Annotated in this window: 11 protein-coding genes and 1 pseudogene; 9 read left to right on the top strand and 3 right to left on the bottom strand. The window is 59.9% G+C overall.

Annotation, left to right across the window (positions count from 1 at the left end; genetic code table 11):
* Positions 1–120: 120 nt before the first annotated feature.
* A complete protein-coding gene (locus E3T48_RS14460; RefSeq protein WP_134524742.1) occupies positions 121–1,434 on the bottom strand; it encodes a UDP-glucose dehydrogenase family protein in 1,314 nt (437 codons plus the stop codon).
* A gap of 119 nt (positions 1,435–1,553) precedes the next feature.
* Between E3T48_RS14460 and E3T48_RS16850 the strand changes: the two genes are divergently transcribed.
* The gene (locus E3T48_RS16850; protein ID WP_166789754.1) at positions 1,554–1,700 is read left to right on the top strand and encodes a hypothetical protein; all 147 of its coding nucleotides are present in this window, start codon (positions 1,554–1,556) and stop codon (positions 1,698–1,700) included.
* 42 nt (positions 1,701–1,742) lie between these two features.
* Positions 1,743–2,804, top strand: a pseudogene (locus E3T48_RS17535) (acyltransferase family protein).
* 96 nt (positions 2,805–2,900) lie between these two features.
* Here E3T48_RS17535 and E3T48_RS14445 read toward each other — a convergent pair.
* Positions 2,901–4,763 (bottom strand): DUF4012 domain-containing protein, encoded by a 1,863-nt coding sequence (locus E3T48_RS14445; protein WP_134524739.1) that lies wholly within the window; start codon positions 4,761–4,763, stop codon positions 2,901–2,903.
* A gap of 492 nt (positions 4,764–5,255) precedes the next feature.
* Here E3T48_RS14445 and E3T48_RS14440 point away from each other — a divergent pair, with 492 nt between their 5' ends.
* The 7 genes from E3T48_RS14440 to E3T48_RS14410 all read left to right on the top strand — a co-directional run bounded on the left by E3T48_RS14440 (position 5,256) and on the right by E3T48_RS14410 (position 13,321).
* Entirely contained in the window at positions 5,256–6,758 is a 1,503-nt protein-coding gene (locus E3T48_RS14440; RefSeq protein ID WP_134524738.1) for a hypothetical protein, read from the top strand.
* Between the two features lie 169 nt (positions 6,759–6,927).
* Positions 6,928–8,037, top strand: coding sequence for a DegT/DnrJ/EryC1/StrS family aminotransferase (locus E3T48_RS14435; protein WP_198417682.1), 1,110 nt, complete (start codon positions 6,928–6,930; stop codon positions 8,035–8,037).
* On the top strand, positions 8,034–9,008 hold the full coding sequence (locus E3T48_RS14430; protein WP_134524737.1) for a glycosyltransferase family 2 protein: 975 nt from the start codon (positions 8,034–8,036) through the stop codon (positions 9,006–9,008). The genes E3T48_RS14435 and E3T48_RS14430 overlap by 4 nt, the downstream gene beginning before the upstream one ends.
* Positions 8,989–9,390, top strand: a complete 402-nt coding sequence (locus tag E3T48_RS17655; RefSeq protein WP_134524736.1) for a GtrA family protein — start codon at positions 8,989–8,991, stop codon at positions 9,388–9,390. Before E3T48_RS14430 ends, E3T48_RS17655 begins: the two co-directional genes overlap by 20 nt.
* The gene (locus E3T48_RS17490) at positions 9,390–10,370 is read left to right on the top strand and encodes a WxcM-like domain-containing protein (protein ID WP_134524735.1); all 981 of its coding nucleotides are present in this window, start codon (positions 9,390–9,392) and stop codon (positions 10,368–10,370) included. The genes E3T48_RS17655 and E3T48_RS17490 overlap by 1 nt, the downstream gene beginning before the upstream one ends.
* Before the next feature lie 439 nt (positions 10,371–10,809).
* Entirely contained in the window at positions 10,810–11,937 is a 1,128-nt protein-coding gene (locus E3T48_RS14415) for a glycosyltransferase family protein (RefSeq protein WP_134524734.1), read from the top strand.
* A 112-nt stretch (positions 11,938–12,049) separates the two neighbouring features.
* On the top strand, positions 12,050–13,321 hold the full coding sequence (locus E3T48_RS14410; protein WP_134524733.1) for a lipopolysaccharide biosynthesis protein: 1,272 nt from the start codon (positions 12,050–12,052) through the stop codon (positions 13,319–13,321).
* On the opposite strand, the gene E3T48_RS14405 is transcribed toward E3T48_RS14410, so the two are convergent.
* The gene (locus tag E3T48_RS14405; RefSeq protein ID WP_134524732.1) at positions 13,268–14,158 is read right to left on the bottom strand and encodes an acyltransferase family protein; all 891 of its coding nucleotides are present in this window, start codon (positions 14,156–14,158) and stop codon (positions 13,268–13,270) included. The genes E3T48_RS14410 and E3T48_RS14405 overlap by 54 nt on opposite strands.
* Between the last annotated feature and the right edge of the window lie 30 nt (positions 14,159–14,188).

The following is a 14,188-nucleotide window of genomic DNA, read 5'->3' as shown; positions in this document are numbered from 1 at the left end:
CCGGGTCTCGACAAGCTCGACCACCGACGCGGTGATTGAGCTCGTCGAAATCCTTGGATTGAGCCTGTCGAAATCACCGGGTCTCGACGAGCTCGACCACCGCGGGCGGGGCCGGGCGGGCTAGGGGCGGCCCAGGCCGCGGTAGGTCCAGCCCGCGGCGCGCCAGGCGTGCGCGTCGAGGGTGTTGCGGCCGTCGATGATGATGGGCACGCGCACCAGGGCGGCCGCCCAGGCCGGGTCGATCTGCTTGAACTCGGCCCACTCGGTGACGAGCACCACCGCGTCGGCGCCCCGCAGGGTCTCCTCGATGCTGGTCGAGTACGTGAGCTGCGGATGCCGCAGCCGCGAGTTCTCGATCCCCTGCGGGTCGGTCGCCACCACGTCGGCGCCGAGCCCGCGCAGCTGCACAGCCACGTCGAGCGCCGGTGAGTCGCGCACGTCGTCGGAGTGCGGCTTGAAGCTGAGCCCAAGCACCGCCACCTTCGCGGTGTAGACCGGCTTGTCCAGCGCCTGCAGGGTCATCGCGACCACCCGCTGGCGCTGGCGCATGTTGATCGTGTCGACCTCCTTCAAGAAGGCGACCGAATCGCCCCGACCGAGCTCCTCGGCCCGAGCGGTGAAGGCCCGAATGTCCTTGGGCAGGCATCCACCGCCGAAGCCGACGCCCGCGTTCAGGAACCGGCGGCCGATGCGGTTGTCGAAGCCGATCGCATCCGCCAGCTCGGTGACGTTGGCGCCGGAGACGTCGGCGATCTCGCTCATGGCGTTGATGAAGCTGATCTTGGTGGCCAGGAACGCGTTCGCGGCCACCTTGACGAGCTCGGCCGTGGCGTAGTCGGTGACGATCAGCGGGGTCTCTGCGGCGATCGCCGAGGCGTAGACCTCGTTCAGCAGCGCTGTGGCGTGCTGCCCGGCGTCGCCGCGCGGCACCCCATAGACCAGGCGGTCGGGGGTGATGGTGTCTTTCACGGCGAAGCCTTCGCGCAGAAACTCGGGGTTCCAGGCGAGGCTGGCGCCGCTGCCGGATGCCTCGATCACGTCGGCGAGGCGGGCCGCGGTACCGACCGGCACCGTGCTCTTGCCCACGACCAGGTCGCCGGCGGCCAGGTGCGGCAGCAGCGACTGCACCGCCGCGTCGACGTAGCTGAGGTCGGCGGCGTGGCTGCCGGCCTTCTGCGGGGTACCGACGCCGATGAAGTGCACCTGGGCGCCCGCGGCATCCGCAATGTCGGTGCTGAACCGCAGCCGGCCTGACGCCATCGCCGAGGTGAGGATCTCGGGCAGTCCCGGCTCGTAGAAGGGCGGTTTGCCCGCGGCCAGCTGCTCGATCTTGCGGGCGTCGATGTCGATGCCCACCACCTCGTGGCCCAGCTCGGCCATGGCCGATGCGTGCACGGCCCCGAGGTAGCCACAACCGATCACGGACAGCTTCATATCGTCTTCTCCACGCCTGAAGCCTAGCCGGGTGCGCAATTGCAGTGCACCGCCGCACCCCCTCCTTTGGGGGTGCCAATGCGGAATTCGGCCGTCACCGCAGGAATAGAGTCGGGATCGTGAGTAAAATCCGGCCCGAGCAGATGGGCCACAAGGCCCTCTTGCGACGCGGTCGCAGCACCAAGGGCCTGCAATACGCCCTGTTGGCCGTGGCCGCGATCGCCGCGAGCGTCATCGGCCACGCCGCCCTCACCCTCGGCCTGTAGCACCCGCCGACTGGAGCCCTCCCGAGCGCCAGCGTTTACGTAGTGCCATCTCTCGCGAGCGCCTACTTCCCGGGCGCGCCCGTGACCGGGCTGGCCGGCATCCTGGCCTATTCGCCGCTTCATCTGGCGTGGGCGGGAGGGGAAGCGGTTTTCCTGTTCTTTGTGCTGTCCGGTCTTGTTCTGGCCCTTCCCTCCACCCGAGGAGAGATCGATTGGGCGCGGTACTACCCGAGCCGCCTCATTCGCCTCTACCTCCCGGTGATAGGAGCGATCGCATTCATCGCATTGACAATCATCATTGTCAGCCGCAACGGTGTGTCGGCGAGCCAGTGGCTCGAAGTGCACCCGAAGCAGTACACCCCGGCCGGGATGATCGCGGACGCCACCCTGGTGGATGGCGTCTCAGGCACGGTGACGCCACTCTAGTCGCTCAAGTGGGAAGTGCTGTTCAGCGTTCTGCTGCCCGTCTACGTGGCGGTCGCTAGAAAGATCAATCCCGCGCTCGTGATGGCCGATTCACTCGTGCTGCTGGCGCTCGGGTCAACCGTTCAGAGCGGCGTGCTGATGTACCTGCCGATGTTCGCCATCGGGGTGGCGCTCGCCCATGCCTGGCCACGCCTGTCGAGCTGGGCCGCGGCCATCAACGGATCAAGACTTGGCTGGATGGCGTGGGGCGCAGCGTTGATCGTGAGCGCTACGCTCACCCTCTCAACCTGGATGTTGAACCCCCTGAACCTGGGCCTTGGGGCGCTCACCCTTCCCCTCATTCTCGTTGGGGTCGTTGGGCTGATTCCGGTCTCTGCGTTCTCGCCACTGGCTCGATGGATGCTGTCCAGTCGACCACTCGTCTGGCTCGGAACCCTCTCGTTCAGTCTCTATCTGACCCACGAGCCAATCGTGGTGGCCTTCGGCCATCTGCTCCCCACCCATCCAAAGCTCGCCGCCGTCTTGGCTGTCTGCTGCGCTTTCCCGCTCGCATGGGTGTTTCACAAGACGGTCGAGAAACCCAGCCATCGCTTGGCGCAGAGAGTTGCGGGACGCAAGTCGCCGGCGTTGGAGAGTGACACGCGCAACGAGACCCTGGACAGCCGACCCAAACCGTAGCCCGGCACGGATGCGTCGTGATGCCGCCTTCCCGGCTGGCGGCATCGGCTGCGTCGCCTTTCTCCCCCGGCAAGTAGCACCGGCCCCGCCAGCGAACTACTGCGCGGCCACGCTCGCACAGTCGAGCGGAACGTCAGTGATAGCCGTGGGGTTCACCATCGGCGTGACCTGCGCCTCAAGTGCCTTCTTGTCTATTCCGGCTGCCACCACGTCAATCGTTATCGTCGAAGTGGCACCGGGCTCCATGCTAACAATCAACTTCGCCACCGGGTAGTCGGTGTCGTGGAGAGACTCGAGCCGAACGGGAGCACCGTCAACCGTCGCTCCCACGATCTGCGAACCGGGCGGGGCGTAGACCATGACGATCATGCGCTGCACACCCGGCTCAAGCTTCTCTCGCACAAACGTGCCCAGAATCGAGGGGCTGATGGATGTCGCCGCATCGGCTGGCAGGTCGTTGGTGAGGTCAACTCCGATGCCGTACGAAGCCTTCCCATCGGTCCGGCACGCAGCCTGGCCGAGGCTGACAGCCTGCTTTAGGTAGTAGTTCATCTTCGAGCCGACGTTTTCCTGAAAATAGACCCCGACCCGATCGGTCTTCTTATCACTCTTCGGCAGGGAACCCTCCACCCCGAGAGACTCGAAGATGGCTTGTTCCTCTGCCTTGGGACTCCACATCAGCACCCGGTGCTCGCTCGCGGCCTGGGTCAGGGCCGAGAGCACCACCTGGGGGTCCAGATCTCCGCCCAAAAGCTGGTCGAAGGTCTTCACGACGATTTCCGCGTACACAGCATCCTGAGCTGCGTTGTCCGCCCCGCCATCATCTGAGCGGTAGCGCATGTACACCCCATTCAGAAGCAAAGGCACAAGAGTGTCGCTCGTCAGGACATCGCCCGTCGACAACGCAATCGGAGCAGTCCCGCGCAGTAGATATCCCAGCGCCACAGGGTCGATGGAAATCACACCGTCAATTTCTGTTCCGAACTGCCGTTTCCACATTTCCTGCGCCGTCTCCGCTGCACTCTGGAAACTGGGCCGCACCGTGAGGTTCGACATGGCCCGGCCGTACTCCGAGCCGTACAGCGTTTCAACACCTTCCGGAAGAGGAACCACCGATTCCTGGTAATAAGCGAAGTTCCCGGATCCCGCCGGCACGGCGTCGCCGAGCGTGATGCGACCGTTGTCCATCGTCAGCAGGGCGAACGAGAGCGAGGTGCCTCCAAGCGCCCGTGCTTCAGCGTTATTCTGGAACACGATGACGTAGTTGCGGGGCGCAGTCCCCCCGAGAGCATCGGGAATAGCGTCCACCACATGACTTGCCGACACTAACGTCGGTGTGATGCTACCGAGGAAGCCGTGGAATGCGTTCACGGCTGCAGTGACCTGGCCGACGGTCGTGCTGGTGTCGAGGTCGCTGACCCGCTTGTCCGCTGCCGCAAACACTGTGCTGGCCTGGTTAAGGGCTTCTCCCGCTGCAACGATCGGCTCAAGGTCAATGGCACCGTCGGTAGGCTTCAGCGCCGCAGGATTCAACGTCGATGCGGTCGCAGCCAAAGGAACGGCCGCGCCGCTGACCACGTTATGGGCGGCATCGGCCAGATTTCGGACAGCTGCGAGATTGGCCCCTACAAACGGAACGAACTCCGCGGAACGCCACACCGGATCGCTTGTTAGTTCCCGGGCGCGGGCGGTGTGCGCTTCCATGCTCTTCACCGATACGGACACCGCCGCCGCGTCTCCAGCAAGCAGCTGCGACTTGATCGTGGAGGCCAACGGAATCGCTGCCTCCAATTCGACCTTCGCCTGCAATCCCCGAAGACCGACCCAAGCTCCGGCAATCACGAGGACACCGACGACGACGACTGCCCAGAACCACCAACGACGGTAGATCCGGGGCTTCATGCGTGTCTCAAGCCTCTTGGCTCGGCGCACCCTGAACTGATTGTTGGTTTGGCTCACTGAGCCATTGAATCAGGTCACACTGGAGAACGAGAACTGACCGAGCGTTTGAGTCTGAACGACACGGTACCCGCCAGTCGCGTTTCTGATGGGCATCCGCTTGCGTTGCATCACGAACACCAGCTCCAAAACGCCCCGGGCGTGCCCGCGGGAGTTTTGCCGGTCAATCAGGCCCAATGGTTAGGGCGCGGATGCTCACACGGTTCAAAGGGTCTGGCTGGTAGCTCCTACAATGGGCATGGTGGTGGTGGTTGCGTGAGCTACAAACTGCCACTAATTCGGAAAGACTCAGCCTTGGCGGATCTGTTTGGGGCTTAGATCCGGCCCTTTCCAAAGCAAACCGTCGTTGCGAGCCCATTAAATTGACTGCCTAGAATCCCGCGCATTCACAGAGGAGAATCCTTGCCAGTCAGTCAGGCCCGACCCACCCGACGCAAGATGCCCTGGCACGCGGCGGGCCTCACTGTAGCGGTAGCGTCTGCAACGATATTCGTGGGCAACGTCTTCTACGGCGCGGTTGGTCTGCGCGGAAGCGATCAGTACTGGTACGTCGCAGACCTCTTAATGTCTAAAATCGTGGACTCACCGGTCACAAACGCGATTTATCCAACGGTCGCTGCAACTGCTTCACTCACTGATTTACCCCCGCGTATCCACAATCTGCCGATCACCTATTTGGCAGGTCTGGCGCATCAGTCGGGCGTTAGTGACTACGTGTCGTGGGTTTCGGTTAACGTGAGCCTCGCGATCCTCATCGCCGTGTGCCTGTTCTTCGTAGCGAAAATCCAAGGGTATTCCTACTCATTCATCGCCCCCGCCGTTTTCCTAAGTTTTCCGTTGACACTTTGGTTGTCGATAAACGCCTTGGCGGAAATGTCCTTGGCCTTAGGGGCCAGCCTTATCATGCTCGGTTCGGTTGTCGCCTCGTCTACTGTTCGGTCTACGACCAGGGCCACCTCAATCGGCCTCTTGATCGTCTCCGCTGGCAGCATCTTGATGTTCTACACGCGAGATAGCTATGCACTCTTGTTTCCCGCTCAGGCCCTTTTCACTATTTGGATATGCCGGACGAGTCGAAGACGGTGGCTATTGGCGGCCCCGAGCCTCATACTTACTGTCGTTCTGACAGCGCTCAGGCCCTTGATACTCCCGCCATACCCCCATGCTGGCGTGCTTTCTCAACTCATGGCCGGCACACCCTCCGAGAAGGGGCAGATGACGTCGTACTACGATCTGGCGCAGGCCCCGTTCTCGCTGTCAGAATTCACGGCAAAAGCGGCCAAGGGCCTGGCCGACGGGCTCCTGCCATCGTCGCCATCTGAAGTAATAACCGAATCCGCCGTACTTGTCGTGATAGCAGTCGGCATATTCATAATTCAAGACAATCCAAGCTCTCGAATGCTCAAGTCCTGGGCGTTGGCCATGTTGGGCATTTACCTGGCAACTTCGGCGGCTTTCCAGGCCCAAAATCGCTACATTTTTGTGTTGGTACCCTTTGTCGCTGTATTTGCTGTCGGCCTGCTAGACCAGTTCATGCAGCACAAGCGAGCGAACAGCTGGGTCTCAGTTTTGCCTTGGGTGGTGGTGGGCAGCATCCTGATCGGATGCGTCGCTGGGTCCTTCCTGATGGCGCGCGAATACAAATATCAAGCTGAGACCGAAATGGCGCAAACGAGAAAGCTCGGCGTTGAACTGACTCGCGAACCCAGCGGTTCAGTGCTCGCGGTGGCCGAGACTTCGCAAGTCCTTCCATTGACCTATGCGGCGGTGCCGCGCCCTGTCATAGCCCTGAATCCGCAAATCAGCTCTCCAGAGGAGGCGGCCCGACTCATAGAAGATTGGGACGTGCGCATTCTGGTTGGGGCGAGCCAGGCGGATCTTGAGTACTTCTCTCACGCGGTGGATTTGGCTTCTGACGGCCGTGCAACACTGACTACTCGCCCCACCTTTGAGGCGCCTGGCGGCCCAATCCAATTGTGGGTGATTGAGCCCTGACTCCCGTTTCTCGGTTTGAAAGCGGCATAATGCCTTTCGGAGATTCGGGCGGGGGTCAGGCTCACGCCTCGCCCAGACCAGTCACCGAGCATGGCCGCTCGCTCATGTCGCTCCACGCATTAGGTAAGCTGAAATCGATGACCCGGCGGCACCAACTCAGGAATAAAAAGTGAACACCACCTCTACTTTCTCTCCGGTACCCATGAACGACCTGTCCCGGGGCATCAGGCGGGATCGCGAACTTCTCACGCTGGCCATGACCCAAGTCCTGGATTCGGGGTGGGTTGTGCTCGGTCCGCAACACGATAGCTTCCAGAAGGCATTGGCTGAGTACCTAGGGGTATCCCATGTGATCGGCGTGGCGTCCGGCACCGATGCCCTGGAGCTCGCCATCAAGGTCGCCATGCCCGAGGGAAGGACCACCGTTCTTAGCGCCGCAAACGCCGGTGGATACGCCACAACTGCTGCTCGACGCGCAGGCTTTCGAGTGCGCTATGCAGATGTTGATTTCGAGAGCCTTTGTCTTACTGAGGCAACCATAAGCGCAGCGCTGACGGCTGACATTGGCGTAGTAGTCATCACTCATCTGTACGGTAATTTGACAGATATCGGTGGACTTGTTGCACTGTGCCATGAACGTGGCATCCGTGTGGTTGAGGATTGCGCCCAAGCCATCGGGGCACGGCGACCGGAAGGTGCGGCCGGCTCCTTCGGAGATCTTTCCACGACCAGTTTCTACCCCACTAAGAATCTCGGCGCGCTCGGAGACGGAGGGGCGGTGGCCACGAACAATGCCGCTTTCGCTGCGAAGGTCACTCAGTTACGGCAGTACGGTTGGGTCTCGAAGTACCGGGTGGCCATTGCCGGCGGCGCTAACTCCAGGCTCGACGAGATTCAGGCAGCCGTCCTCCTCGCGCGGCTACCTCAGCTAGACGCACTCAACGATCGCCGCCGCTGGATCATTGCACAGTACGTTGCGGCCGCCGCGGGCGGGCCCCTGCGGGTCCTACCCGCAGTCGGGGAGCACCACGTTGCACATTTGGCCGTCGCGCTGACAGCTCGGCGAGATGAAGTACGCGGGGTTCTTGCCGAGCACGGAGTATCAACTGATATTCATTTTCCTGTACCTGACCACGAACAACCCGGATTCAACGCAGAACCGCATTCGCTTCCCAATACTGAAGAGTTCGCCGGGCAGTCATTGTCCCTTCCCTGCTTTCCCGAATTGACCGATGAGGAAATTCTCACGGTCTGCAAAGCGATAAGGGCCCTAGCATGACGAAGCCTGCGGCTTACTCAGTCGTCGTACCTGTGTACGGGAATGCCGGGAGCATACCCGATTTGATCGCTCGGTTAGGTGATATTGCCTTCCAACTCGACGGCTCGCTGGAGGTTATTTTCGTTGTAGATGGCTCTCCGGACAATTCATTTGAACTTCTCGAGGAATTAATCCCCCGCGCTCCCTTCGCAACCCAATTGCTCCAGCACTCCCGCAATTTTGGCTCATTCGCCGCGATTCGCACGGGAATGCAACAGGCCAGTGGTGACTTCGTCGCAGTTATGGCGGCCGATCTTCAGGAGCCACCCGAGCTTGTGCTCGAATTCTTCCGCCAGCTGGCCAGCGGCACGGTCGATGTGACGGTCGGTCGCCGGGAGTCCCGAGAAGATCCCCGCTTCACGCGCTGGTCGGCGTCGGCGTTCTGGAGCCTGTACCGAAATTGGGTCTTCCCCGACATGCCTCAAGGCGGCGTGGACATCTTCGCCTGCAATCAAGCGGTCGTTCACGAAATTCTTCGACTCGAAGAGTCCCATTCCAGTCTCGTCGGGCTCTTGTACTGGGTTGGATTCCGGCGAGCAGAAGTTCCGTATGTACGCCGCACCAGAGAGCATGGCGAAAGCGGCTGGTCTTTTGCCAAGAAGCGTCGTTACCTCCTGGACAGCATTTTCTCATTCACCGACATCCCTCTAACGGTCCTCATGAGCGTTGGCGTGATTGGTGGCCTCTTCACGATCTTGGCCGCAATCGCGGTACTGGCGTCCTTTCTTGCTGGCGCGATATCTGAGCCTGGCTATACCCCACTAATGCTCGTCATACTCTTCTCCACTTTCAGTCTCCTCGTCGCGCTAGGGATCGTGGGTTCCTATGTGTGGCGCGCTTTCGAGAACACCAAACATAGACCTAGCGCAATCGTCATGACGCACTGGGTCTCGGAAAGTCACTTGGTAACCGATGACGCCGCAGACGCCTGAGCGATGGGGCGAACGGGCGTCGATTCGATTTCTCATCGCTGGAGGCGCAAACACAGCGGTGACAGCGCTCATTGTCGTGGCGCTCAGCCTTTTTCTGCCGGGGTGGATCGCTTTCACGATTGCATTTGCTCTCGGAATTGGGATATCGGTCGTCTTGACTGGGCGATGGGTGTTTCAGTCCCATCTCTCGCCACTCCGCGCGGCCCTCTACTCGATTTCCTACCTGGCTATCTACCTTTGTGGGCTGGGAGCATTGCAGTTGCTCGCTCTCTGGGGGGCTTCCCCACTCGCTAACGGCGCGACAGTCCTTGTCACTGCTCCGTTGAGCTTCCTCGCTGGCCGCCTTATTTTTACTAATGACAACCGGAAGCAGGTCGCGTGATGACGCAGCCGTATGTACACCCCCAAGGCATTTGTGAGACCGATCGTGTCGGTGAGGGAACCACAGTCTGGGCTTTCGCCCATGTGCTCAAGGGTGCAGTCATTGGCAGTAACGTCAATGTTTGCGATCACGTATTCGTTGAGAACGACGTTGTGGTTGGCGATCGGGTGACGATCAAGTCAGGCGTGCAGCTCTGGGACGGCATTGAACTACAGGATGACGTCTTCGTGGGACCCAACGCCACATTTACGAATGACCGGTATCCGCGCAGCAAGCAGTACCCGGAGAGTTTTCCCCGCACTGTCGTGGAGCAAGGCGCCTCAATTGGTGGAGGAGCGGTAATCCTTCCTGGGGTACGAATCGGTCGCAGCGCAATGGTCGGTGCCGGCGCTGTCGTCACACGTGATGTTCCCCCTTTCGCAATAGTCGTTGGCAACCCTGCGCGAATCTCGGGCTACACGGACACCGATGGCCGGAAGCTGGTCTCGTCCACACAGTCAGCCATCGCTACAAACCAGCCGCGCATGCGAAGCGATTCACTCGTGCAGCTGCGCAAGGCCACGGATATGCGCGGCAGCTTGGTCGTGGCCGAACTCGGCGCGGATCTTCCGTTCAACCCTCAACGATTCTTCATTGTCTACGACGTTCCTTCGCGAGACGTCCGAGGCGAGCACGCTCACCGCGAATGCGAACAGTTCCTCATCTGCATCAAGGGCGCAGTTCGAGCCATTGTTGACGATGGAATCAATCGCGAAGAGTTCCTCATTGACTCACCCGACCTCGGCCTGTACATGCCCGCCATGACATGGGGCACGCAATACGCGTACAGCCCGGATGCGGTGCTCGCAGTATTCGCGTCATTGCCCTACGATGGCGCGGACTACATCCGCACCTACGAAGAATTCCGGAGCCTCGTTTCCGAGCGATCAGCTAAGGAGAATTCGGACTTGCGAGAAGGAGCTTTGCGAGCACGTAGTTAGCGAAGGCGCATGGCCGCAGGCCGACAGTGTCTCTTACTTGTTCTGCTTCGCCGCGGCGTCCATCCGCTGCGTTTTGGAATGGATCGGGGACGCTACCACCGGCGCCGTCGGCACTCCTCGACGGGCACGCCACCCAATGGACTTCGAGATGAACTACTCGACACAGGCCGCAAAGATTAAACTCGCCAACTAACCCGGGTCCAATCACCGGGGTAAAGGACACAGGGACCGAAGCTCTCCGGCAGATCCCGCTAGGGTTCCTCGACCGATGCCGCTAGATACTCGGTCTCACCGGGATGACCGTCTCGCCTCGCTCAGCACAATTTCACTCCTCGGCATCATCCCTGCAATACTCAGGACTGCGCAGGCCCAAGAAACGGCGAACAATTACGCCATCCCGGATGAGGCAAGTTTTCCGGTACTCGAACTAGAAGGACATATGACCCGCAAAATCATCGTATCTGCGACGTTGAAATCCCTGTCGATGAACGATGTGACAACATCGAGCCAGTCGTATGAGTTACAGCTGGCACTTGCATTATCCGAGATTCACTCGACGACGATAATCTCACGTGTTGCGGTAGATGATGTGCGGTGCAGAGGCTTGAACCTCGTGGCTCTTAGGTCCAAGCCCCGTGGCTTTGGGGCAGCTTGGAATCTAACCAGGGAGTTGCTGCGTGAGAAGCCACAGGGCGTTCAAGTAATATCGTTCGGGTACGACCCGCATACGGTACTACCATTGATACTCTCTCGAGTGCGCGGCGCTATTGCATACGCAGTCGTGTTTGACACCCACCTCGGCGCGACAGAGAGACTCGCCCAACCTAAGCGGACACTGGCGAATGCGTACTTCGAAATGGGGCGGCTCTTGTTGCGCGCCCTGTCCGGGTTGTTTGTTGTGACAGAAGATGCCGAAGGCATATTTAAGAGGCTAAATACGAACACATTCAGGACCCGCATAGGATTTGATGCAGAGGGGGCCAAGCAATGGGCGCCCCCGGTATCAGAGGAATTTCGTGTCATCTACGCTGGCGCACTTGAGGTCTACAACGGGATCCAACAGATGATGGAAGGCGTCATTCTGCGAAACAGTGACGCACCAACGCGACGAATAGTACTACACCTGTATGGCACAGGCAGCCTTCGATCCATGGTTGAGCTATACGCGATGCAATACGAAGCCATCGTCTACCACGGTGTTGTGGAAATCGCGGAAGTAGACGCGGCTGTCCTTCGATCGAATCTCGCGTTCAATCTACGAGTACTCTCCCACCCCGTGTCAGTAAACGCGTTCCCTTCGAAGCTGATTGGACTTCTGGGGTCAGGAGTCCCGGTCGCGACCACCGCCGTGCTTCCCTCCTCGTTATTGTCCAGGTACGCCCTGATAGTCACCGAGGTGAGTGCGGAAGGCGTCAGGGACGCCCTTCTACGCGCAGAGGAGTCTTACGAGACCTTGACAGAGAAAGCGCCACAGGCCCGTAGTTTCATTGCCGAGCAGTACGACTGGCATGTCATTGCGTCGGAAATGTCGAACTTCATGGGTGGCGTCTCCACCGCGGCGGCGTAGGCCGGTGGGCTTCGCCACCTCACGCGCCCCTGCATGGCGCAGGATTTCGACGCACAGCGTAATCCGTTACGGAGCAGCTTCCGTCTTCCCCCGAACGGTTGCCGCTGTCGGCATGTTGGTCATTACGCCGATTGGGTTAGGCCAGCTGGGGGTCACACATTTCGCGTATTGGCTGCTTGCCACATACGTTACGGGTCTCGTCGTGTCTCCCGACCTAGGCATCGGGAACAGCGTGGTGAACGAATTTGGGTCAGACCATGCCAGAGGTATTAGCCTCAAAACGCATGAAACTCGCATCCGAGGTCTTACTAAACTGCTCAGCATCGTTGCGCTAACCTGGCTGCTCGCCGGCACAGTGGTTGCATACGTGTACTCGATTTCGAGCGGCCAGCAGCGGGATAAGTTCACAATATTCGTGTCCCTCGTGCTTGGGCTCTTCTGCTTCCTGTCGGCCGTACCGGCATCTGTCGTGCAGAGGATCCAACTGTCCCAAGAAAAAGCGTCGCAAGCTGTCATTTGGGAGGGTGTTGGGAAGACAGCCGGACTCGGCCTATCCTTGGCTGTTCTACTGTGGGCGCCCAACCTCTACCTCCTGATAGTGGCGTACATGCTGCCGGTCTCAATCTTTAGCTGGCTAAATGCTTTTCTCTTCTTGAAGTCGCAGGGTATGGCGCGAGTCGGCAAGATGCCGAGTGTGGCGCAGGCCGTGAGGGAGAATCGTCATACTTTTAGCGTCGGCAAATGGTTTCTTTTGATGCAGGTTTCCTATTTGCTCATTTCGGCTCTAGACCCATATCTCGTAAACATCTTTGGCAGTCCGAACGATCTCGTCTATTTCAACGTGGCTAAGCGGCCTTTTGACCTGTTGCCGATGATCGTATCAACATACGCATTGGCCCTCTGGCCCGTCTTTCGGCGGCTGCGCACGCAAGCCGACATTGTTCGCTTACACCGGCTTTTTCTCTCGGTCACCCTCGTTAGCGTCGGTCTAGCTGCGCTAGGGAGTGTGTTGATCATAATGCTGCGCGGCCCCCTGTACAGCTACCTCAGTGGTGGCCGAGTAACGCCGAATCTTCCAGACTTAATTTACTTTTTGGTGCTCATGATTAGCACCGCCAGCGTCTTGATCTCAACGAACTACTTGAACGCTGTCGATCACATCCGGAGCCAGGCATGGGTATTTGTCGCTGGCGCAATTCTGCTTATCCTGGCGAAAGTCCTGAGTCTGGTGATGGGCGATGTGCATTCCTTCGTGATGGCATCAGCGGTTTCGTACTTCCTATTCATCGCGCTTCCCCTTCTGATGCTCTGCAGCCCAACGACACACAAGTCATTTATGTTTGGCTTCGCCAAGGGAGGTCCTGCGGCGATTCGGGAAGAGTAGCTCCCCACCGCTGGACGCAATGGCCTTGCCCCCGTTCGGGGTATTTGCAGAGCTGGTGTGTGGGCCCGGAACACGAGCGGGCTTGTTCTGTGAGGGGATGGACGGGCGGGGGCCCAGCAGGCGACGCAGCTTCCGCTCGATGGGCACTTCAAAAAAGTTGTGCGCAACATCTGCAATAACCAGGGAAACAGCGACCGCGATCAGTGCCGCGAGCCATGTTGGTGTGCCACCCCCGGCCAACTCCGCGACGGCATGAATGACTACCCAATGAACCAAGTAGAGGGCGAAGGAAGCGCGCCCCAGCCTTACCATAGCTGGATGCCACAACAGGGTTCGATGCTCTTTCGCATCACTCGACGCAGCCGACGCAATCAGTAGAGCGAACGTCGGAATCAGGCAGACACTCGCCAGTTGGGGGGCGCTCGGGTGGTCTACTAATGAGAGCGTCACACCGGCTGCCACCAAAGCGACAGCAACGAAACCGACCGCTACCGACAGACGAACAGGGCAGCGCCAGCCGCCGCGGACGGCCAATCCCATCAGAACGCCGATCACAAACTCACCGAACCGGTACGGCGGAAAGAATGTCATCGTGTATCCGATGAGACCCTGTTGCGACTGCCCGACCTGTTCCGCAACGGGGCCAGCGACAATGAACAGGGTTGCCGTGGCGGCAATGATCACGCCGAAGGTAACAATAGCTAACCGCAAAGGTCGCCGCCCGCGGGCTAACCAAACCACCGCAACCGGGAACAGGAGATAGAAGAAGGGACTGCCCCCGGTTTGGTTGACTCCGGACCTGTGGAGATTCGTCTTCGCTGGAAGGATGTTCATCATGCCGAAGCCCTACCCACCCGAGTTCCGCCG

It is taken from the genome of Cryobacterium fucosi (assembly GCF_004403515.1).
Lineage (GTDB): Bacteria > Actinomycetota > Actinomycetes > Actinomycetales > Microbacteriaceae > Cryobacterium > Cryobacterium fucosi.
The sequence above is the reverse complement of the archived record's forward strand: the minus strand, read 5'-3'. Positions and strand labels throughout refer to the sequence as shown.